At 55.0% G+C, this 21,335-nt stretch carries 15 protein-coding genes and 1 pseudogene; 8 read left to right on the top strand and 8 right to left on the bottom strand.

Annotation, left to right across the window (positions count from 1 at the left end; all coding sequences use genetic code 11):
• Positions 1 to 69 precede the first annotated feature (69 nt).
• Positions 70 to 3,336, bottom strand: a complete 3,267-nt coding sequence (locus SK32_RS00235) for a DUF5107 domain-containing protein (RefSeq protein ID WP_048210909.1) — start codon at positions 3,334 to 3,336, stop codon at positions 70 to 72.
• 114 nt (positions 3,337 to 3,450) lie between these two features.
• On the opposite strand from SK32_RS00235, the gene SK32_RS00230 reads away from it, so the two are divergent.
• Positions 3,451 to 4,644 (top strand): ROK family transcriptional regulator, encoded by a 1,194-nt coding sequence (locus tag SK32_RS00230; protein WP_048210908.1) that lies wholly within the window; start codon positions 3,451 to 3,453, stop codon positions 4,642 to 4,644.
• Between the two features lie 3 nt (positions 4,645 to 4,647).
• Here SK32_RS00230 and hcaR read toward each other — a convergent pair whose 3' ends face one another.
• Positions 4,648 to 5,541: a DNA-binding transcriptional regulator HcaR gene (gene hcaR, locus SK32_RS00225; RefSeq protein WP_048210907.1), complete on the bottom strand. Its 894-nt coding sequence runs from the start codon at positions 5,539 to 5,541 to the stop codon at positions 4,648 to 4,650.
• 135 nt (positions 5,542 to 5,676) lie between these two features.
• Here hcaR and hcaE point away from each other — a divergent pair, with 135 nt between their 5' ends.
• The 5 genes from hcaE to hcaD are packed head-to-tail and all read left to right on the top strand — an operon-like array spanning position 5,677 to position 9,894.
• Positions 5,677 to 7,038, top strand: a complete 1,362-nt coding sequence (gene hcaE, locus SK32_RS00220) for a 3-phenylpropionate/cinnamic acid dioxygenase subunit alpha (RefSeq protein WP_048210906.1) — start codon at positions 5,677 to 5,679, stop codon at positions 7,036 to 7,038.
• Positions 7,035 to 7,553 (top strand): 3-phenylpropionate/cinnamic acid dioxygenase subunit beta, encoded by a 519-nt coding sequence (hcaF, locus tag SK32_RS00215; protein WP_048210905.1) that lies wholly within the window; start codon positions 7,035 to 7,037, stop codon positions 7,551 to 7,553. The genes hcaE and hcaF overlap by 4 nt, the downstream gene beginning before the upstream one ends.
• Entirely contained in the window at positions 7,553 to 7,873 is a 321-nt protein-coding gene (gene hcaC / locus SK32_RS00210; protein ID WP_048210904.1) for a 3-phenylpropionate/cinnamic acid dioxygenase ferredoxin subunit, read from the top strand. The genes hcaF and hcaC overlap by 1 nt, the downstream gene beginning before the upstream one ends.
• Positions 7,870 to 8,682, top strand: a complete 813-nt coding sequence (gene hcaB, locus SK32_RS00205; protein ID WP_048210903.1) for a 3-phenylpropionate-dihydrodiol/cinnamic acid-dihydrodiol dehydrogenase — start codon at positions 7,870 to 7,872, stop codon at positions 8,680 to 8,682. Before hcaC ends, hcaB begins: the two co-directional genes overlap by 4 nt.
• Positions 8,683 to 8,691: 9 nt before the next feature.
• Positions 8,692 to 9,894: a phenylpropionate dioxygenase ferredoxin reductase subunit gene (gene hcaD, locus SK32_RS00200; RefSeq protein WP_048210902.1), complete on the top strand. Its 1,203-nt coding sequence runs from the start codon at positions 8,692 to 8,694 to the stop codon at positions 9,892 to 9,894.
• A 92-nt stretch (positions 9,895 to 9,986) separates the two neighbouring features.
• Here the strand turns inward: hcaD and glyA are convergent, their stop codons facing one another.
• Positions 9,987 to 11,240 carry a serine hydroxymethyltransferase gene (gene glyA / locus SK32_RS00195; RefSeq protein WP_003037627.1) on the bottom strand — a complete coding sequence of 418 codons (1,254 nt, stop codon included), beginning with the start codon at positions 11,238 to 11,240 and terminating at the stop codon, positions 9,987 to 9,989.
• A 326-nt stretch (positions 11,241 to 11,566) separates the two neighbouring features.
• Here glyA and hmpA point away from each other — a divergent pair, with 326 nt between their 5' ends.
• Positions 11,567 to 12,757 carry an NO-inducible flavohemoprotein gene (hmpA, locus tag SK32_RS00190; protein WP_048210901.1) on the top strand — a complete coding sequence of 397 codons (1,191 nt, stop codon included), beginning with the start codon at positions 11,567 to 11,569 and terminating at the stop codon, positions 12,755 to 12,757.
• A gap of 4 nt (positions 12,758 to 12,761) precedes the next feature.
• Positions 12,762 to 12,857, top strand: a pseudogene (locus SK32_RS26635) (hypothetical protein); the annotation flags it as partial.
• Here SK32_RS26635 and glnB read toward each other — a convergent pair.
• From glnB to purL, 5 genes are all read right to left on the bottom strand, one after another.
• Positions 12,854 to 13,192, bottom strand: a complete 339-nt coding sequence (glnB, locus tag SK32_RS00185) for a nitrogen regulatory protein P-II (RefSeq protein ID WP_002914032.1) — start codon at positions 13,190 to 13,192, stop codon at positions 12,854 to 12,856. The pseudogene SK32_RS26635 and the gene glnB overlap by 4 nt on opposite strands.
• 60 nt (positions 13,193 to 13,252) lie before the next feature.
• Complete coding sequence (glrR, locus tag SK32_RS00180; protein ID WP_305764056.1) at positions 13,253 to 14,587, bottom strand: two-component system response regulator GlrR; 1,335 nt, start codon at positions 14,585 to 14,587, stop codon at positions 13,253 to 13,255.
• Entirely contained in the window at positions 14,587 to 15,306 is a 720-nt protein-coding gene (gene qseG / locus SK32_RS00175) for a two-component system QseEF-associated lipoprotein QseG (protein ID WP_048210899.1), read from the bottom strand. Before qseG ends, glrR begins: the two co-directional genes overlap by 1 nt.
• 22 nt (positions 15,307 to 15,328) lie before the next feature.
• Positions 15,329 to 16,759 (bottom strand): two component system sensor histidine kinase QseE/GlrK, encoded by a 1,431-nt coding sequence (qseE, locus tag SK32_RS00170; protein ID WP_115602391.1) that lies wholly within the window; start codon positions 16,757 to 16,759, stop codon positions 15,329 to 15,331.
• Positions 16,760 to 17,349: 590 nt separating this feature from the next.
• On the bottom strand, positions 17,350 to 21,237 hold the full coding sequence (gene purL, locus SK32_RS00165) for a phosphoribosylformylglycinamidine synthase (protein ID WP_048210897.1): 3,888 nt from the start codon (positions 21,235 to 21,237) through the stop codon (positions 17,350 to 17,352).
• Positions 21,238 to 21,335 lie beyond the last annotated feature (98 nt).

Raw genomic sequence — 21,335 nt, 5'->3', positions numbered from 1 at the left:
GATTCCTCTTTCAGGGAAACGCAGGGTACAGTAGGTTTCGGGTGAGGTTACCCCCACCCGTTTCGGGTGTTACTGGAAAAGCCTTACGTTAATGGCGTGACGCAGCAGTAATGCCTTGTCATGTGCCGGATTGAGTTGCAGGAGTTCATCAAGTTCACGCTGACAGGCGGCGCTATTTCCTAGCCCCAGATGCCCGAGCGCATTGATAAACAGGCAGTGTTGCTGGTGTTTTGCTTGTGCTGAGGTATCCAGCACCACCAGGTCGGGTAGCGATACGGCAAAGAAATCGACATCCGGCACGTTGTCGTGATGCGACTCAACCCATTGCAGGAAGCTATTGAACAGAGCGTCCGCCTCTGCATCATCGCCAAGTTTTCTCTGCGCCATACCCTGCCAGAAGAGATAGTCCACTGGCTGGTCGTTATAGTAACGTCCGGCATCCAGTGAGCTTCCGCCGCGCGTCGCACGGGAGAAGTAGCGCTGAGATTCTTCGAAATGGCCTTGCAGCTGCGCGCAATACCCCAGCAAATACCAGATGTCGTTATCCGTTTGCCCTGGCAAACGGCCTTCCCCGAGGTTTTGCGGATAGTGCAGCGCCTGTTGCAGTTGCGTAATAGCAGTTTGCGGGTCGCCGGACTGCACGGCAGCCAGCGCGCGATGTAATTGATTAAGCAGATATTGCCCGGTGGCTTTACCTTCACCGCCTTCCCACGGATGGAACACCCGCTCACGTAATACTGCGGCGGCATCGTCATAGCGCCCCAACCCATTCCACAAGCTGAGCAGTTCCACCGTCAGATCATCACGCAGGAAGACAATCTCTTTGCTGGCTTCCAGCCGCTGCAGGCGCTGTTCAGCCGGTTGTGCCATCAGCTTGTTGAGATAGTCGAGTTCAAACAGGAAACGGGCATTTTGCGGCTCCAGCGCCACGGCCTGCGACAGATACTGTTTCGCCTGCTGCGCATCGTGCAGTTTGTTCCAGGCGTAGATCCCCAGTAAACGATGCGCCGGAGCGAAATCCGCTTCCTGCGCAAGCGTGAACTGCCAGCAGGAAACCGCCTCGGCATAACGCCGTTTGCTGTACCAGAAACAGCCGAGTAAATAGCGGGCAAAAGCGCTTTGCTCAAGAGTTTGCAGCATCTGCACTTCATCCAGCGTATTGGGGAAACGCACGCGGTTTTGCAGACACTCACGAGCACGTTCAATGAAGGGTTGTGGATTATCGCTCAGCGAGGCGCGCCACAGCATCGGCAGCGTTTCCTGGCTGTCGAGCAGTTCCAGCACGCCACGGGCAGCATCCTTTTGCCCCAAAGAGGTCAGCCAGCCTGCCAGTTCACACGCGTTGGTCCCGCGACGCCCGGTAATCGAGATCAGCGCAAGCGCTGTCGCCTCGTCCTGGCAGATAGCCCAGCGCGCATAGTGCAGGGTATAGCTCAGCGGATAATCCACCAGCTGTTGGCGAATGTAGTCCAGCGCTTGCGCATTGCGATCAAGCTTTGCCAGCGCCAGCGCTTTCAGTCCCATCGCCAGGTTATTACTGCCGTTAAAGCGCAGGCTCTGCTCCACCTTTTCCAACGCGCCAGCGTAGTCCTGACGCTTCATCGCCAAACGCGCTAACGACCAGAAAGCCGCATCCCGGCAGTTGCCGCTCCAGCTGGCCTTATAATAATTATCCCACGCGCTGTCATCATTGCCCTGACGTTCCTGTGCGGCGGCCAGCAGCATACTCGCCTCGCCATCACGCGGATTTTTATTGAGCTTATGCGCCCGCTCCAGCGCCTTGCCGGCACATTGTGCCGCCAGCGTCCAGTCGGCGCGGTTTAGCGCCAGCGTCCCCAGGGCCACATTATTGCGGTAATCCAGCGGATCAACGTCCAGCGCGCGGCGATAATAATCTTCGGCATAGCGACTGGCATGGTTGTATTGCTCCAGATGCTGACCAATAAAATAGAGTTCATCGGTATTAGAAAGCGCTTCTGGCAGCGCTGGCGCGACGGCCGCCGATGGCAGCGGTAATTCTTGCGCGATGTGCTCTTCGTACTGCAAAAGCGTAGTGCCATCAGCGCCAGTGACCGTCATCGTTACCCGCGCATGGTTATCGTCAGACACATCAGCCAGCCAGCTTTGTCCGGGCTCCAGGGTCAACGTATGCTCATAGAACGGTTGTCCATCGGCAGAAAGCGTAATCTGCACGTCGTGCAGCGGCGCAATCGCATAAACGCCGACAGAAAGCTGGCTATGCTCACGTACCAGGCGCAGTGCCAGCTGCGTGCTAGCGTTTTGCACCATGCCCAGTTCGCTGTAAGGCAGGAAATTTTGTACGAAGACTTTTTCTTCATACGGCGCAAGCCAGGTGAAATCCGGCTGGTTGTCGGTAAAGACCCCGGTCATCAGTTCAATATACGGACCGTTATCATCGGTAAGGTTACGATCCCAGGCAACGCCAAAGTCGCCATAGCCCCAGGTCCACTGTTTTTTCCCTGGCGAAACGTGGTGATCGGCCACATGTAGCAGCCCGCCTCGCTCACCGTGATGCCACGCGCCGACAAAATCATAATCTGATTTTTCAGCCATATAGGAGGTCGGTACCGGCACGTTTTTGTAGCGCGAGATATCCACGCCAGCCGAGTAGTCCACTTTATAGTATGTGCCGGTGGCAATGGGAAACGCAGAAACATCGCGCTTACCGTGGTCGAATACTGCGGTCACATCCGGCGGAAACACGCTCTGGTGATCGTCGCCACCCTTCACCGCTGGATTCGCCCACCATAAAAAATGGCGCGGCGTGGCGTTACCGTTAAACACCTTCCCGGTTATCTCGATCAGGGCGCGATCCGGATACAGCGTAAATCCGGTCATCACCTGTAAACCGCGCATAGGTTCTACCTCACCCATCCATACGGTATATTCGCCGTGTTCACCCTGTTGCTGCGTAAAATCCACCGGCATAAAAGTGGTTGGGCGATGATGCTGCGGCCAGTTAAATTCAATGCCACCAGAGATCCACGGCCCAAGCAAACCAACCAGAGCGGGCTTCACCACTTCGTTGTAGTAGACAAAATCGCGCTGCTTTACTTTGTCATACGCACGATGAATACGCCCGCCTAACTCCGGCAACAGCATGACGCGAATGAAGTCATTCTCCATCCACACCGCCTGATAGTCGCGCATTTCACGTTTGCCGGTCAGCGTATCAATCACGCCATACGGATACACCGCGCCAGAAGATCCCTGGTAAACCCGCTTTTCCAGAAACATTGGGTTGGCATCTTCTTCACCCGCCGCCCACGTTGGGAGGGTGATCGTTTCTTGCCAGACTTTAACTGAACCGTACATGCCGCTCTCCACTCAATAAGCAAAAGTAAAAATTCAACTTGATGCTATTCTGCGGCAGTTAAGTGGCGCTAAAATGCGCAATGCTCACGCAATATAGTTAAGGGAGTTAAGTGAATGCAGCGTTCGGGGTTCAACAACGCCAGGGTTCGTCAGGCGAATAAGCAGATCTTTTTGTCGCACCTGTGGCGGGAAAAGCAGCTCAGCAAGTCACAGCTGGCGCAGCTCACCAGTCTGTCGATCCCGGCGGTCAGCAATATCCTCGAAGAGCTGATGGATGAGGGGAGAATCAGTCATTCGCGAGAAACCTTAAGCCAGCGCGGTTTGAGCAGCGGCAGCTATCATTTGCCAGAAAAAGGCGCATGGACGCTATGTATCAACGTCACCCCTACCAGTATCACCAGCCAACTGGCGGACGCACGGCTGGTTGCCATCGGTGACTGGTGTCATGAGGTCATTAAGCCGGAAACCCCCAAAGCGCTGCTGTCGGCCCTGGCTGCACACTGGCGGGAATACCGTCGACAATTTCCCGAGGTCACGATTAATCTGGCGCTCGGCGTTCACGGCCAGGTTGATCCGATCACCGGCGCATCAAAAACCATGCCTCAGGCCCCGTGGAAAACACCGGTGGAAATAAAATATCTGCTGGAAGAGATGCTCGGCGTACAGGTCCGCCTGGACAATGACTGCGTGATGCTGGCGCTGGCCGAAAAATGGCAAAACCCAGCGGCTAACGGTGATTTTTGCGTGATTAACGTTGATTACGGTATCGGCTCATCGTTTGTGATTAACGACAATATCTGGCGCGGTAGTCTGTATGGCAGCGGCCAGATTGGACACACCATCGTTCATCCCGATGGAATTGCCTGTGACTGCGGTCGCTATGGCTGTCTGGAAACGGTAGCGTCATTAAGCGCGTTGAAAAAACAGGCCCGCGTGTGGATGAAATCGCAGCCGACGTCCCTTTACGATCCGGAAACGCTCACCACCGACCAGCTTATTACTGCCTGGCAGAACGGTGATGTTCGTATTCAGGCCTGGGCCGAGCATGCCGCCAGCGCCATAGGGCTTAGTTTATATAACTTCCTGAATATACTGAATATTAATCAGATATGGTTGTACGGTCGTAGCTGCGCTTTTGGCGATAGCTGGCTCAATACCTTGGTGCAGCAAACTGGGTTTAACCCGTTTGATCACGGTGATAACCCGCGCGCCAGAGCGACTCAGATAAGCTTCGGCCAGCTCAATCGTGCCCAGCAACTCATGGGAATTGGCTATCTGTATGTCGAGTCACAGCTCAGCGAGTTGTAACCATTACACCGTCAGACTCACGGCCAAACGTTCATGAACCGTGGCGATAAAATCGGTCAGTGCCGGTTTGCGCGATCCCTTTTTCCACGCCATCAGCAACGCGATGGTCGGGACATCACCAATAATTGGCCGAAAAACCACCTGTCCGGTATTAAAATTATTCATATAACCGGGTATCAAAGTCACCCCCAACCCCATGCCGACCAGGTTCATGGTCACCAGAATGTTGGTTGCCACTTGCACAATGTTAGGCTGGCTTTTCTGCTGCTGAAACCAGTTTTTGACAATCTTCGCTAATACGCCGGAATAAGCGGGATCGGTGCTGACAAAATTGACACCGTTCAGTTGCTGTGCCGATATCGCCTGTTCACTGGCTAACGGATGGTTAACCGGTAGCACTACCACCAGCGGCTCATGAATGAGCTCCAGATACTCCAGTTCCGGGCTGTAAACCGGATGGCGCATTAAGCCCACATCCAACTCTCCACTGAGGATCTTCTCTTCCTGCTCGGTGGTGATCAGACTCACCAGTTCAATGTGTGTATCCGGTTGTTTTAAACGAAACAAAGGCAGCACCTTAGGCAGCAGATTCACCTCTGCTGAAGGAACAAAACCAATCGTAAAATGATTATCTTCCTGCACCGTTTTACGGGCGCGAATTTTCGCGTTCTCTGCCTGTTCGAGGATAGCCAGCGCATCCTGTAAAAAGCACTCTCCTGCCGCCGTCAGCGCAACTTTTCGCTTATCGCGCACCAGTAACGGAACGCCCACGCAGGTTTCCAGATCGCGGATCTGACTGCTTAACGACGGCTGGGAGGTATGCAACTTTTCTGCCGCTCGGGTGAAATTCAGCGCCTGCGCCACCGCGACAAAATAGCGTAAGTGCCTCAGTTCCATGCCCTGCTCCTTGTTATCGAAAAAATGTCTCAACTGGTAGAAATTTACTATTTCACAGATTGATAACTAACCAGCAACATCCTTAGGGCACATAAAAAGAAGGTCAATACATCTTAGCTTTCAGGATTAAAAAATATGACCACACCCTCAAATTTAGACATCTACCAACTGATCGACACGCAAAACGGTCGCGTTACCCCACGGATTTATACCGACCCTGAAATTTACCAACTGGAGCTGGAACGCATCTTCGGGCGCTGCTGGCTATTTCTCGCCCACGAAAGCCAAATCCCCAAACCCGGTGATTTTTTTAACACCTACATGGGCGAGGATGCGGTTGTGGTGGTTCGCCAGAAAGACGGCAGCATCAAAGCGTTTCTCAACCAGTGTCGCCACCGTGCGATGCGCGTCAGCTACGCCGACTGCGGCAATACCCGCGCCTTCACCTGCCCGTATCACGGCTGGTCGTACGGCATTAACGGCGAGCTGATCGACGTCCCGCTGGAGCCGCGCGCTTATCCGCAAGGTTTATGCAAATCGCATTGGGGACTGAACGAAGTGCCTGGCGTCGAGAGCTATAAAGGGCTGATTTTCGGCAACTGGGATACCAGCGCACCAAACCTGCGCGATTATCTCGGCGACATCGCCTGGTATCTCGACGGCGTGCTCGACCGCCGTGAAGGTGGCACCGAAATCGTCGGAGGCGTCCAGAAGTGGACCATCGACTGCAACTGGAAATTCCCCGCCGAACAGTTTGCCAGCGACCAGTATCACGCGCTGTTCAGCCATGCCTCTGCGGTGCAGGTGCTGGGGGCGAAAGACGACGGCAGCGATAAGCGCCTCGGCGACGGTCAGACCGCCCGCCCGGTGTGGGAAACCGCCAAAGATGCACTACAGTTCGGCCAGGACGGCCACGGCAGCGGCTTCTTCTTTACCGAGAAACCGGACGCCAACGTGTGGGTCGACGGTGAAGTCTCCAGCTACTACCGCGACACCTACGCGGAAGCCGAAGAGCGTTTGGGCAAGGTTCGCGCCCTGCGTCTGGCTGGTCACAACAACATCTTCCCCACGCTTTCCTGGCTCAACGGTACCGCCACGCTGCGCGTCTGGCACCCGCGCGGGCCGGATCGGGTTGAAGTGTGGGCGTTCTGTATTACCGATAAAGCCGCCTCTGATGAAGTGAAAGCCGCGTTTGAAAACAGCGCCACGCGGGCTTTTGGCCCCGCCGGGTTCCTGGAGCAGGACGACTCGGAAAACTGGTGTGAAATTCAAAAACTGCTGAAAGGTCATCGCGCACGCAACACGAAATTGTGTCTGGAAATGGGGCTTGGCCAGGAGAAGCGTCGTGAAGACGGCATTCCGGGGATCACTAACTACATCTTTTCGGAAACTGCGGCGCGCGGTATGTACCAGCGCTGGGCCGATTTGCTCAGCAGCGAAAGCTGGCAGGACGTGCACGAGAAAACCGCCGCGTACCAGCAGGAGGTGATGAAATGAGCGCGTTAGTTTCTCTTGAGCTGCATCATCGCATCAGCCAGTTTCTGTATGAAGAAGCGCGTCTGCTGGACGACTGGCAGTTTCGCGACTGGCTGGCGCAGCTGGATGACGACATTCGCTACACCATGCGTACCACGGTCAATGCTCAGACCCGCGACCGTCGCAAAGGCGTACAACCGCCGACGACGTGGATTTTCAACGACAACAAAGACCAGCTCGAACGCCGCATCGCACGGCTGGAAACCGGCATGGCCTGGGCAGAAGAGCCGCCTTCCCGCACCCGCCACCTTATTAGCAACCTGCAGGTCAGTGAAACCGACGTGCCCGACGTCTTCGCCGTGCGCCTCAACTATCTGCTGTATCGCGCGCAAAAAGAGCGGGACGAGACGTTTTACGTCGGCATGCGCGTGGATAAAGTCCGTCGTTTGCCGGGCAACGAGTGGCGCTTACTGGCGCGCGAGATCGTGCTGGATCAGGCGGTTATTACCTCCCATAACCTGAGTGTACTGTTCTGATGAGTCGTATTTATGCCTGCCCCGTAGGGGATTTGCCGGAGGGTGAAGCCCTCCGGCTCGACACCTCGCCCGTCATCGCGCTGTTCAATGTTGGCGGCGAGTTTTATGCCATTAACGATCGCTGTAGCCACGGCAACGCCTCGATGTCGGAAGGTTATCTGGAAGACGATGCCACCGTGGAATGCCCGCTGCATGCGGCCAGTTTTTGTCTGAAAACCGGCAAAGCGCTATGCCTGCCCGCCACCGATCCGCTAACCACCTACGCAGTATATGTGGACGGTAGCGATGTATTTGTTGATATTCCAGAGGACACCCGATGAGCGATTTACGCGATAACGTGGTTTTTATTACCGGCGGCGGTTCCGGCCTCGGCCTGGCGCTGGTCGAGCGCTTTATTGAAGAAGGCGCGAAGGTCGCTACGCTCGAACTGTCGCCAGCCAAAGTCGCCAGCCTGCGCCAGTGTTTTGGCGAACATGTATTGGCGGTAGAGGGCAACGTCACCTGCTACGCCGACTATCAGCGTGCGGTCGATCAGATCCTCACCGTGTTTGGCAAGCTGGACTGTTTTATTGGCAATGCGGGCATCTGGGATCACAACGCAACGCTGGTGAACACCTCCGCTGAAGCGCTGGAGAGCGGCTTTCACGAGTTATTTAACGTCAATGTGCTGGGTTATCTGCTGGGGGCGAAAGCCTGTGCCCCGGCGCTGATCGCCAGCGAAGGCAGCATCATCTTTACCCTGTCAAACGCTGCCTGGTATCCCGGCGGCGGCGGGCCGCTGTACACCGCCAGTAAGCACGCTGCTACCGGGCTGATTCGCCAGTTGGCCTACGAGCTGGCGCCTAAAGTGCGGGTGAACGGCGTCGGTCCGTGCGGTATGGCCACCGATCTGCGCGGCCCACAGGCGCTGGGGCAAAGCGATACCTCAATTATGCAGTCACTGACGCCGGAAAAAATCGCCGCTATTTTGCCGCTACAGTTCTTCCCCGACCCAGCCGACTTTACCGGGCCATACGTGATGCTGGCGTCGCGTCGCAACAACCGCACCTTAAGCGGCGTGATGATCAATGCCGATGCCGGGCTGGGTATTCGCGGTATTCGCCACGTCGCCGCTGGTCTGGATCTCTGAGGAGGCGTTATGCACAACAAAATTATTGCTATCGTCGGCGGTGGACAGGCCGCAGCGATGGCGGCGGTAGCACTGCGCCAGCAAGGGTTTGACGGCGAGATACATCTGTTCTCCAATGAGCCGCATCAGCCGTACGAACGCCCGCCATTGTCCAAAGCCATGCTGCTGGACGACGCCCCGCAGCTACAGCCGGTGCTAAACACGGCCTGGTGGCAGGAAAAAAATGTTCATCTGCATCTGAACGTGACTATCCAGACGCTCGGCCGCCAAACGCATCAGTTGGTGCTGGCTGACGGCCAGGTTTATCCGTGGGATCAGCTATTGATTGCCACCGGTGCCGCGGCCCGTCCTCTTCCGCTGCTGGATAAACTGGGCGATCGCTGCTTTACCCTGCGCCACGTTGACGACGCGACTCGTCTGCGAGACGCTTTACTCCCCGGTAAATCGATTGTGATAGTCGGTGCGGGCACCATTGGTCTGGAACTGGCGGCCAGCGCGACCCAGCGCGGCTGCCGGGTAACCGTAGTGGAGCAGGCGCCAACGGTGATGGGCCGCAATGCGCCTGCTCCGGTGCGCGACTACCTGCTTGCCCGCCACCAGCAGGCGGGCGTACGGGTGTTACTCAACAGCGCCATTGAACACGCCGAAGCGGGAGAGTTTCTCTCGCTGACGCTGCAAAACGGCGAGACGCTGCTGGCCGATGCGATGGTTTACGGCATCGGTATCGTGGCGAATGATACGCTGGCCCACGACGCTGGTCTGGAGACGGCTAACGGTATTATCGTTGATAGCGCCTGCACCACCGCCGACCCGGACATTTTCGCCGCCGGTGACGTTGCGCTGACGCATCAGCCCGACGGTTCGTTGGCGCGTGTAGAAAGCTGGGAAAATGCCAATATCCAGGCACAAATTGCCGCTGCCGCAATGCTTAATTCGCCGTTGCCGGAGAAGACACCAGGCTGGTTCTGGACTGACCAATACCAGGATAATTTGCAGTTTATTGGCGAAATGCAGGGAGATAGCTGGCTTGTACGCGGCGATGCTGATGCGCAGAAAGCGATATGGTTTAACCTGCAGGATGGCGTGATTGTCGGCGCAGTAACGTTGAATCAGGGCCGAGAAATACGTTTACTGAGAAAATGGATTCAGGCAAAGAAAAAGCCACCCATGGCGGCTTTAGTCGATGAAACAATCTTGCTTAAGTCGATATAACTGCCGGATGGCACTTCGTTTATCCGGCCTACATGTGAGTTACCTGTAGGCCGGATAAGGTGTTTACACCGTCATCCGGCAATCAGTATGGCTTACGCGTAAACCGGGAAGCGTGCGCAGATATCCAGAACTTTACCTTTGACGCGCTCGATTACGGCTTCGTCATTGATGTTGTCCAGCACATCACACATCCAGCCAGCCAGCTCTTTCGCTTCCGCTTCTTTGAAGCCACGGCGAGTGATTGCCGGAGAACCGATACGGATACCGGAAGTCACAAACGGGCTCTTCGGATCGTTCGGTACGCTGTTTTTGTTAACGGTGATGTTAGCACGGCCCAGCGCGGCATCAGCTTCTTTACCGGTCAGGTTTTTATCAACCAGATCCAGCAGGAACAGGTGGTTTTCAGTCCCGCCAGAAACCACTTTGTAGCCACGGTTCAGGAACACTTCCACCATCGCTTTGGCGTTTTTAGCAACCTGCTGCTGGTAAACCTTGAACTCAGGCTCCATCGCTTCTTTCAGCGCTACAGCTTTCGCCGCGATCACGTGCATCAGCGGGCCGCCCTGCGCGCTTGGGAACACCGCAGAGTTCAGTTTTTTGTACAGCTCTTCGTCACCGCCTTTCGCCAGGATCAGGCCGCCGCGCGGACCCGCCAGAGTTTTGTGGGTGGTGGTGGTCACAACGTGTGCGTGTGGAACCGGGTTCGGATAAACGCCTGCGGCAATCAGCCCCGCAACGTGCGCCATATCGACGAACAGGTATGCACCGATGCTGTCAGCGATTTCACGCATTTTTGCCCAGTCAACAACGCCGGAGTAAGCAGAGAAGCCACCGATGATCATCTTCGGTTTGTGCTCTTTGGCCTGCTTCGCCATGTCTTCGTAGTCAATTTTGCCGGACTCATCAATACCGTAAGGGATGATGTTGTACAGTTTGCCGGAGAAGTTAACCGGGGAGCCGTGAGTCAGGTGGCCGCCTTGTGCCAGGTTCATACCCAGAACGGTATCGCCCGGTTGCAGCAGAGCGGTGTAAACAGCGAAGTTAGCCTGAGAACCAGAGTGCGGCTGTACGTTAGCGTAGTCAGCGCCAAACAGCTCTTTGGCACGATCGATAGCCAGTTGCTCAACGATATCAACGTACTCGCAACCGCCGTAGTAGCGCTTGCCCGGATAACCTTCAGCATATTTGTTGGTCAGCTGAGAACCCTGCGCCTGCATAACACGCGGGCTGGTGTAGTTTTCGGAGGCGATCAGTTCGATGTGCTCTTCCTGACGTACTTTTTCCTGCTCCATAGCCTGCCACAGTTCGGCATCATAATCGGCAATGTTCATTTCACGCTTTAACATCCGCATCTCCTGACTCAGCTAACAATAGAATTTCGGCCTAAAAAGGCAGTCCCGTTGGACTTCGGCCAACAGTATAACCGAATCATTCTTCGATAACAGGTCTTGACAAAGGATTTTACGCAAACGATTACCTTCACGGCACGCAAGGCTTTGGAGAACAAAGGTCTGCTGAATTTCAACGGATTTCTTTTCAGGTTTGTGATGCAGATTTTTCACGATGTAACCTTTACAACGCAAAGTTACAAAGAACCATTTACAATGCAGGGGTATTTTTTATAAGATGTATTTGACATACATCATTAAAGTCTCAGATAAAGGAAGACCGTATGCTTGACGCACAAACCATCGCTACAGTGAAAGCCACCATTCCCCTGCTGGTTGAAACAGGTCCGAAGCTGACCGCCCATTTCTACGATCGCATGTTTACGCATAACCCAGAGCTGAAAGAAATTTTCAACATGAGTAACCAGCGTAATGGCGATCAGCGCGAGGCGCTGTTTAACGCGATTGCCGCGTATGCCAGCAATATCGAAAACCTGCCGGCGCTGTTGCCAGCGGTTGAGAAAATCGCGCAAAAGCATACCAGCTTCCAGATTAAACCAGAGCAGTACAACATCGTGGGTGGTCATTTGCTGGCAACGCTGGACGAAATGTTCAGCCCAGGCCAGGAAGTCCTGGATGCGTGGGGTAAAGCGTATGGCGTACTGGCGAACGTTTTCATCAACCGTGAAGCACAAATCTATAGCGAAAATGCCAATAAAAATGGCGGCTGGGAAGGTACCCGTCCTTTCCGCATCGTGGCAAAAACGCCGCGAAGTACACTGATTACCAGCTTTGAGTTTGAGCCTGTCGACGGTGGCGCAGTAGCTGAATATCATCCGGGGCAATACCTGGGCGTCTGGCTGAAGCCGGAAGGTTTCCCGCATCAGGAAATTCGTCAGTACTCACTGACCCGTAAACCTGATGGCAAAGGCTATCGGATTGCCGTTAAGCGTGAAGACGGTGGTCAGGTTTCCACCTGGCTGCACAACCATGCAAATGTTGGCGACGTTGTTCACCTGGCCGCACCTGCGGGCGATTTCTTTATGGACGTCGCGACCGATACCCCTGTGTCTCTGATTTCCGCAGGCGTAGGTCAGACCCCAATGCTGGCAATGCTGGATACGCTGGCGAAAGCAAACCATACGGCGCAGGTTAACTGGTTCCATGCGGCTGAAAACGGTGATGTCCATGCCTTCGCTGATGAAGTAAATGAACTCGGCAAAACGCTGCCACGCTTTAGCGCACACACCTGGTATCGTGAGCCAACCGAAGCCGATCGCGCGAAAGGCGCGTTTGATAGTGTAGGTCTGATGGATTTGAACAAACTGGAAAGCGCAATCAGCGATCCGGCGATGCAGTTTTATCTGTGCGGTCCGGTTGGCTTTATGCAGTTCGCCGCAAAGCAACTGGTCGGCCTGGGCGTGAAAAACGAGAACATTCATTACGAATGCTTTGGCCCGCATAAAGTTCTGTAATTACGTTATGCCTGATGGCGCTGCGCTTATCAGGCCTACGAGATATTGTAGGCCGGATAAGGTGTTTACACCGCCATCCGGCAAGCAAGGCGCGGCTTAGATTGCCGCGTCGTCTTCTTCACCGGTACGAATACGAATAACGCGCGCGACATCAAAGACAAAAATCTTACCGTCGCCGATTTTGCCGGTCTGGGCAGTACGAATAATGGTGTCGACGCAGGTATCGACGATGTCGTCGGTAACCACAATTTCAATTTTTACCTTCGGCAGAAAATCCACCATATATTCCGCGCCACGGTACAGCTCGGTATGGCCTTTCTGACGGCCAAAGCCTTTCACTTCCGTTACCGTCATCCCGGTGATACCGACTTCCGCCAGCGCTTCGCGGACGTCGTCCAGCTTGAAGGGTTTAATAATCGCATCAATCTTTTTCATGCTATTCCTTGAAAAGGTCGCCTGTCTTTTGATCGAATAAAGCTAACATAATCCGCAGATTTATTCTTTGAAATCGTTTGCATCCAGCTCGTGTCGAGAAAGCAACTTATAGAATTCGGTGCGGTTGCGCCCCGCCATTCTTGCTGCGTGAGTCACATTGCCCTTGGTGATTTGCAGCAGCTTACGCAGATAGTTGAGCTCAAACTGGTTACGCGCCTCAACAAATGTCGGCAGCGCGGTGTTTTCCCCTTCCAGCGCCTGCTCCACCAGCGCGTCGCTGATCACTGGCGAAGAGGTCAACGCCACGCACTGCTCAATTACGTTGACCAACTGACGCACGTTGCCCGGCCAGCTGGCGGTCATTAACCGCTTCATGGCATCGGTTGAAAAGGCGCGTACGAACGGTTTGTGCCGTTCAGCAGACTGGCGCAGCAGATGGTTCGCCAGCAGCGGAATATCTTCCGTACGCTCGGCCAGCGCTGGGATCTTCAGACTCACCACGTTGAGGCGATAGTACAAATCCTCGCGAAATTCGCCCCGAGCCATCGCTTTGGGTAAATCGCGGTGGGTCGCAGAAACGATCCGCACATCAATGTCGATATCGCGGTTACTTCCCAGCGGTCTGACTTTTCGCTCCTGCAATACGCGCAACAATTTAACCTGCAACGGTGCTGGCATATCGCCAATCTCATCGAGAAACAGCGTCCCGCCTTCCGCAGCCTGAAACAGCCCTTCACGATTACTCACCGCGCCGGTAAAAGCGCCGCGCGCATGGCCAAACAGTTCAGACTCCAGCAGTTGTTCCGGCAACGCGCCACAGTTAATGGCAATAAAGGGCTTGTGGCTGCGCGGGCTGGCGTTGTGAATCGCCTGGGCAAACACCTCTTTCCCGGTGCCGCTCTGACCATTGATCAATACGCTGACATCCGATTGCGCGACCATCCGCGCCTGTTCTAACAAACGCAACATTAACGGGCTACGGGTAACAATTGATTCACGCCAGCTGTCATCGGTAGCAGGCGCGGACTGTTCCAGCGCACCGTCAATCGCTTTGTAGAGCGCATCTTTATCGACTGGCTTGGTGAGAAAGCTGAAAACACCCTGCTGCGTTGCCGCGACAGCATCAGGAATGGAGCCGTGCGCTGTCAGGATAATAACCGGCATCCCCGGCTGCACTTTCTGGATTTCAGTGAACAGTTGCATGCCGTCCATTTCATCCATGCGCAGGTCGCTAATGACCAGATCCACTTTTTCACGATTCAGTACCCGTAATCCTTCCTGCCCACTTTCTGCGGTTACGACGCTGTAACCTTCGCTGGTCAGCCGCATACCGAGCAATTTCAACAGCCCCGGATCGTCATCGACGAGCAGCAGATGCGCGGGCTTGCGGCTTATCATGGCATGGCCTCCCCATCATCGGGCGTCGTGAGTTTATCAGTACCGTGCAACGCATCGGGATTATAGCTGCCGGCAGGTTTACGGGTGGACAGTTGTCGTTCAATATCGGTCAGATTTTCCAGCTTACGGGTGGTGAGATCGAGCTGACTCTGCAAATGCTGTTGCTGCTGACGCAGCGTATCGAGATCGCTATCTGACGACTGCTGGAGCTTACTGTAACGCATGCGTTCTTCGGCAAGCTGTAACTGCAACATTTGGTTACGGAACCAGGCCTGATAAAGCGGTCGAAGCTGAGTCGGAATTTGTGGACTTAACGCGTCGAGACGCGTAACGACCTCCCGCCGTTCAGGCGGGGTAATACGGGCGTTATCGAGCAGGATCCCACGCTTAAAAGCGCCCTGCCAGGTATCCGTAAGTTGGCTACTGGCTTCACTGCGCGCCTGCACTGGCATCATGCGATCGGCGCAATCCATCGCCCGCAGCCAATACAACGGGTTGGTATCCGTGGACTGACCCGTTAGCGACCAGATATCCGTACATTCGGTGGCAAGGTAATCAGCGAGTTGATGCGGCGGGATTTTCTCCTGCGAAGGATCGCCGATAATGTGATTCACCGCATTTGGAACGCAGCCGACCAGCGCCAGGCATGGCAGACTTGCGAGTAAGACGCGGCGAATAAAATCTCGTTTAAGCATTCGGGCAACAACGTGTGGCATACTCACCAGACTTAGGTTCATTTTAGTGGTTTTTCGATGCAGATAGCGGCAGTTCTATGCGGAAACAAACGCTTTGCGCATGCTCATCAACCAGATACAGTTTTCCCCGCATACGGCGGATACAGTCTCTGGCGATGCTCAGCCCCAACCCGCTTCCTTTGACTGCCCCTTTTCGCTGATGGCTGCCCTGGAAAAAAGGCTCGAAGATCATCGCCTGTTCTGCTTCTGGAATCGGTGTGCCGGTATTTATGACATCAATATATACCGTTGAGCCATGCAAACTGCTGCGGATCCAAATGTTACCGGATTCAGCGCCATAGTGCACCGCATTGGAATAAAGATTGTCCAGCACGCTCATTAACAGCATGGGTTCGGCCAGACAAGCGTTCGCCGCCAGCGCAACATCAGTATGGATCATTTTGGCGCGAGCAGGCAGGCTATGTGCTGAAACCACGCTTTCCACCAGCGGCGCGATTTCTACAGTTTCAAGCTCAACCTCGTCATCCGCCAGCTTGCGGTTGTAATCAAGCAATTGCTCAATCAGCTTTTGCAGATTACGGCTGCTGTCATCCAGAATCCCGACTACCTCTTTTTGCTCCGGCGTTAACGGGCCAACTACCTGATCGGCTAACAATTCGGTACCTTCGCGCATGCTCGCAAGCGGTGTTTTCAGCTCATGGGAAAGATGGCGTAAAAACTGATGCCGTTGCGACTCAAGCCAGGAGAGACGTTCACTCAACCAGATAATGCGCTGCCCCACGGACCGCAGCTCCCGGGGCCCGGTAAATAATACGCTATCACCCAGCGAGCGCCCTTCCCCCAGACGGTTAATCATCCGCTCGATGCCCTTCACCGGACCGATGATCATTCGGGTAAACAGCAGCACCATCGCCAGACTAACGAGAAACAGCACCAGCGCCTGCCAGCCAAAGAACTGACCTCGTTCAGCAATTTCTTGTTGTAACTGCTGACCACGCGAAAAGACCACGGTACGTGTGGCCTGCACCATGTCGGTATTCGCATTAGCGAAGGCTTCCAGGCGGGCTGCCGCCTGGCTGTCAGGACCACTGTTATTACACTGCAATTGGGCGAGATCGTTGAGATCCTGCCGCAACGCCTGGTAGAGCTTGTTGTCCGGCAACACGCCCGCATGCGCATCCAGCATGTCGCTATAACGTTTACGCTGGCTCTGGTAAACCTTTGCCAGCGTCGGGTCATCCAGCACACAATACTGTCGGTAGCTACGTTCCATCTCCAGCGCGGCGTTGGTCATTGCCTCACTGCGTCGGGCATCAATGAGCGTGGTTCTGTTAGTCAGCGCCGCCTGCGCGCTCAGGGCGTTCAGGCTCTGCCACGCTTGCCAGGCCAGTACGAGCAAAGGGAGCAGGATCAGCAAAAATGCCAGTGTCACCAGCTGACGTAAGGATCGGGGGAAAACAGACCAGCGCTTCAAGGCGTTACTCTCAATGGACGGGAATAAGACGATGCTAACTGAGGGGAACGTCAGATACAACAAAGCCGGGATTAACCCGGCTTTGTCATGGAATAAGGCGGTGCCTAACTCGACGTTTCGCCCGAAGGTTGATATGAGCTTCGCTAATATCAGATGTTGGACGGCAGGCACCTTGTTGTGCGTCATTCGAAGTTTATGTAGCACGTCCCGAAGGGGCTGACATAAGAAGGTGAATGAGCCACTGGTTAATATTATGCAGCATCTGTGCCAATATTCAAAACACTTTATTAACACAATGATAAATATAAGAAATATGAATAATTGTGTAAAAATAAGAGCTGAGTGCTTTTTGTTCATTCTGTCGCTAATCAGCAACACTCGCTGTACTTAAAAACAAAATCATTATAAATCAAATCATTAAGTGTCTCTTTTTGGCGACAAACCAACCCTGCCAATGTCGGGATTTCCCGACACTTTAATTTTGTGGCATAAGCGCTGAGTTTATTGCCGGATGGCGGCGTAAACGCCTTATCCGGCCTGTGATATAAAAAAAGCCCCTCACGAAGAGGGGCTTGATGATTGCAGGCCAATTAACCGAGCTGTTTACGCGCATTACGGAAGATACGCATCCACGGGCTATCCTCGCCCCAGTTTTCCGGGTGCCAGGAGTTGCTCACGGTACGGAACACGCGTTCCGGGTGTGGCATCATAATGGTGACGCGACCATTTTCGGTGGTAACAGCAGTGATACCGTTTGGCGAACCGTTCGGGTTAGCCGGATAGGTTTCGGTCACCTTACCGAAGTTATCAACGTAGCGCAGTGCCACCAGCCCTTTGCTCTCCAGTCCTGCCAGATGTACATCGTCACGCACTTCTACGCGACCTTCGCCGTGAGAAACCGCGATTGGCATCTGTGACCCAACCATACCGGCAAGCAGCAGAGACGAGCTTTGTGTCACTTCGACCAGGCTGAAACGCGCTTCAAAGCGATCGGAGTGGTTACGCACAAAGCGTGGCCACAGATCGCTTCCTGGGATCAGCTCGCGCAGGTTAGACATCATCTGACAACCGTTACACACGCCGAGTGCCAGCGTTTGCGGGCGGTGGAAGAAGGTTTCGAACTCATCACGGACCCGATTGTTGAACAGAATCGACTTCGCCCAACCTTCGCCTGCGCCAAGCACATCACCGTAAGAGAAGCCACCACAGGCCACCAGCGCCTGGAAGTTGCCCAACCCGATGCGCCCACCCAGCAGATCGCTCATATGCACGTCGATAGCGTCAAAACCCGCACGGTGGAAAGCGGCCGCCATTTCTACGTGGGAGTTAACGCCCTGTTCGCGCAGCACGGCCACTTTTGGACGCGCACCGGTAGCGATATACGGAGCCGCAATATCTTCGTTGATGTCAAACGACAGTTTAACGTTGAGGCCAGGATCGGCATCGTTGGTTTTAGCGTTATGTTCCTGATCGGCGCACTCTGGATTGTCGCGCAGACGCTGCATCTGCCAGGTTGTTTCCGCCCACCACATACGCAGTGTAGTACGGCTTTCGCTGAACACCGCATGACCATCTGCTTCGACCACGAAGCGGTCGCCCTGCACGGCTTTACCCAGATAGTGCACGCAATCGGCCAGGCCATGTTGAGCCAGCAACGCCTCAACCGCGTCACGGTCAGCGGCGCGAACCTGAATGACAGCCCCCAACTCTTCATTAAACAGCGCCGCCAGATGATCATCGCCCAGAGTGCCGATGTCTGCTTCAACGCCGCAGTGACCGGTGAAGGCCATTTCCGCCAGCGTAACCAGCAGGCCGCCGTCGGAGCGGTCGTGGTAGGCCAGCAGCTTACGCTGTGCCACCAGCGCCTGAATGGCGTCGTAGAAGCCTTTCAGCTGCTCTACGTTACGCACATCGGCAGGCTTATCGCCCAGTTGACGGTAAACCTGCGCCAGCGCCGTCGCACCCAGCGCATTGTGGCCAAGGCCAAGATCAATCAGCAGCAGCGCATTGTCTTCAGTAGACAGTTGCGGGGTAATCGTGTGGCGCACATCTTCCACGCGGGCAAAGGCGGTGATCACCAGCGACAACGGCGAGGTCATTTCACGCTGTTCGTTGCCTTCCTGCCAGCGGGTTTTCATCGACATAGAGTCTTTGCCCACCGGAATGGTCAGGCCAAGCGCCGGACATAATTCTTCTCCAACGGCTTTTACCGCTTCGTACAGTCCGGCGTCTTCGCCAGGGTGACCCGCAGCCGCCATCCAGTTGGCCGACAGTTTAATGCGTTTGATATCGCCGATCTGCGTTGCCGCAATGTTGGTCAGTGCCTCACCGACCGCCAGACGCGCAGAGGCTGAGAAGTCGAGCAATGCGACTGGCGCGCGCTCGCCGAGAGACATCGCTTCGCCGTAGTAGCTATCAAGGCTTGCAGTAGTGACCGCGCAGTTGGCGACCGGGATCTGCCATGGCCCCACCATCTGATCGCGCGCCACCATACCGGTAACGGTACGGTCGCCGATAGTCACGAGGAACGTTTTTTCAGCAACAGTCGGCAGATGCAGCACACGGTTAACCGCATCTGCAATCGAGATTTCGCCACGATTCAGGGCATCGCCTTTGGCTTTCAGCGTCTGCACATCGCGGGTCATTTTCGGCGTTTTGCCCAACAACACATCGAGCGGCATGTCGATCGGCTGATTGTCGAAGTGGCTATCGCTCAGAGTCAGATGCTGTTCTTCGGTGGCTTCACCGATCACCGCATACGGCGCGCGCTCACGCTTACACAGTTCGTCAAACAGCGGCAATTGATCGGCGGCAACCGCCAGCACATAGCGCTCCTGGGATTCGTTACACCAGATTTCCAGCGGGCTCATACCCGGCTCGTCGCTGAGGATGTCACGCAGCTGGAACTTACCGCCGCGGCCGCCGTCGCTGACCAGCTCCGGCATGGCGTTAGACAGGCCGCCCGCACCAACGTCATGGATAAACAGAATCGGGTTGGCATCGCCCATCTGCCAGCAACGGTCGATAACTTCCTGGCAGCGACGTTCCATTTCCGGGTTGTCGCGCTGTACAGAAGCGAAATCAAGATCGGCATCAGACTGGCCGGAAGCCATGGATGATGCAGCCCCACCGCCAAGACCGATGTTCATCGCCGGACCGCCGAGGACGATCAGCTTGGCGCCAACGACGATCTCGCCCTTCTGCACGTGATCGGCACGGATATTGCCGATCCCGCCTGCCAGCATGATCGGTTTATGGTAACCGCGCAGCTCTTCGCCGTTATGGCTGTTGACCTTTTCTTCATAGGTGCGGAAGTAGCCCGTCAGCGCAGGGCGACCAAATTCGTTGTTAAACGCAGCACCACCCAGCGGGCCTTCGGTCATGATGTCGAGCGCGGTGACAATACGATCCGGCTTACCAAAGTCCTCTTCCCAAGGCTGTTCAAAGCCAGGAATACGCAGGTTGGAGACGGAGAAGCCTACCAGCCCGGCTTTCGGTTTCGCACCGCGCCCGGTTGCGCCTTCATCGCGAATTTCACCGCCAGAGCCGGTTGCCGCACCTGGCCACGGAGAGATAGCCGTCGGGTGGTTATGAGTTTCTACCTTCATCAGGATGTGGGCTGGTTCCTGATGGAAATCGTAGCGGCCAGTTTTGTGGTCGGCAAAATAGCGGCCCACTTCAGAACCTTCCATTACCGCGGCGTTGTCTTTATAGGCAGACAGCACGTGGTCCGGCGTGGTTTCGAAGGTATTCTTGATCATCTTGAACAGCGACTTAGGCTGTTGTTTACCATCGATAACCCAGTCGGCGTTAAAAATCTTGTGGCGGCAGTGCTCGGAGTTAGCCTGCGCGAACATGTACAGTTCAATGTCGTTCGGGTTGCGTCCCAGTTTGGTAAACGCATCCTGCAGATAGTCGATTTCGTCTTCCGCCAGCGCCAGGCCCAGACGCAGGTTAGCGTCGATCAGCGCCTGGCGTCCCTCACCAAGCAGATCAACGCTGGAAACCGGCGCAGGCTGGTGATGAACAAACAGTTTTTCAGCATCGCTCAGCGCAGAGAAAACCGTTTCCATCATGCGGTCGTGCAAAATATCGGCAACCGTCAGCCACTGCTCAGCGGTCAACGTGGAGGCCTCAACATACCAGGCAATGCCACGTTCCAGGCGGCTAATCTGTTGCAGGCCGCAGTTATGGGCAATATCAGTCGCTTTAGAAGACCACGGGGAAATGGTACCCGGGCGAGGCGTGACCAGCAGCAGTTTGCCTTCAGGGGCGTGGCTGTGAAGAGCAGGACCATATTTCAGCAGACGTGCAAGTTGCGCGCGCTCATCCTCATTCAATGGTGCATTCAGATCGGCAAAATGGACGTACTCGGCGTAAATATTGTGGACCTGGAGGTTGGCAGCCTGAAAACGTGCCAGCAGTTTGTTAATACGGAATGCAGACAGTGCAGGTGAACCACGCAGAATTTCCATCATAAGTCTCTCGTCTTCTAAGCTTTCGGTGTGCCCAAGTGGGGGAAACGGGCGTCATTATAAAGAATCTGGCGCGCCGACGAAACCGTTTGCGTCGAAAT

Origin of the sequence: Citrobacter sp. MGH100, assembly GCF_001034465.1 — a bacterium.
In the GTDB taxonomy this organism is placed as follows: Bacteria; Pseudomonadota; Gammaproteobacteria; order Enterobacterales; family Enterobacteriaceae; genus Citrobacter; species Citrobacter youngae.
The sequence above is the reverse complement of the archived record's forward strand: the minus strand, read 5'-3'. Positions and strand labels throughout refer to the sequence as shown.

What these genes read in the sequence shown, in the direction of transcription:
- SK32_RS00235 (WP_048210909.1), bottom strand. Translation starts at nt 3,336, where the DNA reads ATGTACGGTTCAGTTAAAGTCTGGCAAGAAACGATCACCCTCCCAACG.
- SK32_RS00230 (WP_048210908.1), top strand. Translation starts at nt 3,451, where the DNA reads ATGCAGCGTTCGGGGTTCAACAACGCCAGGGTTCGTCAGGCGAATAAG.
- hcaR (WP_048210907.1), bottom strand. Translation starts at nt 5,541, where the DNA reads ATGGAACTGAGGCACTTACGCTATTTTGTCGCGGTGGCGCAGGCGCTG.
- hcaE (WP_048210906.1), top strand. Translation starts at nt 5,677, where the DNA reads ATGACCACACCCTCAAATTTAGACATCTACCAACTGATCGACACGCAA.
- hcaF (WP_048210905.1), top strand. Translation starts at nt 7,035, where the DNA reads ATGAGCGCGTTAGTTTCTCTTGAGCTGCATCATCGCATCAGCCAGTTT.
- hcaC (WP_048210904.1), top strand. Translation starts at nt 7,553, where the DNA reads ATGAGTCGTATTTATGCCTGCCCCGTAGGGGATTTGCCGGAGGGTGAA.
- hcaB (WP_048210903.1), top strand. Translation starts at nt 7,870, where the DNA reads ATGAGCGATTTACGCGATAACGTGGTTTTTATTACCGGCGGCGGTTCC.
- hcaD (WP_048210902.1), top strand. Translation starts at nt 8,692, where the DNA reads ATGCACAACAAAATTATTGCTATCGTCGGCGGTGGACAGGCCGCAGCG.
- glyA (WP_003037627.1), bottom strand. Translation starts at nt 11,240, where the DNA reads ATGTTAAAGCGTGAAATGAACATTGCCGATTATGATGCCGAACTGTGG.
- hmpA (WP_048210901.1), top strand. Translation starts at nt 11,567, where the DNA reads ATGCTTGACGCACAAACCATCGCTACAGTGAAAGCCACCATTCCCCTG.
- glnB (WP_002914032.1), bottom strand. Translation starts at nt 13,192, where the DNA reads ATGAAAAAGATTGATGCGATTATTAAACCCTTCAAGCTGGACGACGTC.
- qseG (WP_048210899.1), bottom strand. Translation starts at nt 15,306, where the DNA reads ATGCCACACGTTGTTGCCCGAATGCTTAAACGAGATTTTATTCGCCGC.
- purL (WP_048210897.1), bottom strand. Translation starts at nt 21,237, where the DNA reads ATGATGGAAATTCTGCGTGGTTCACCTGCACTGTCTGCATTCCGTATT.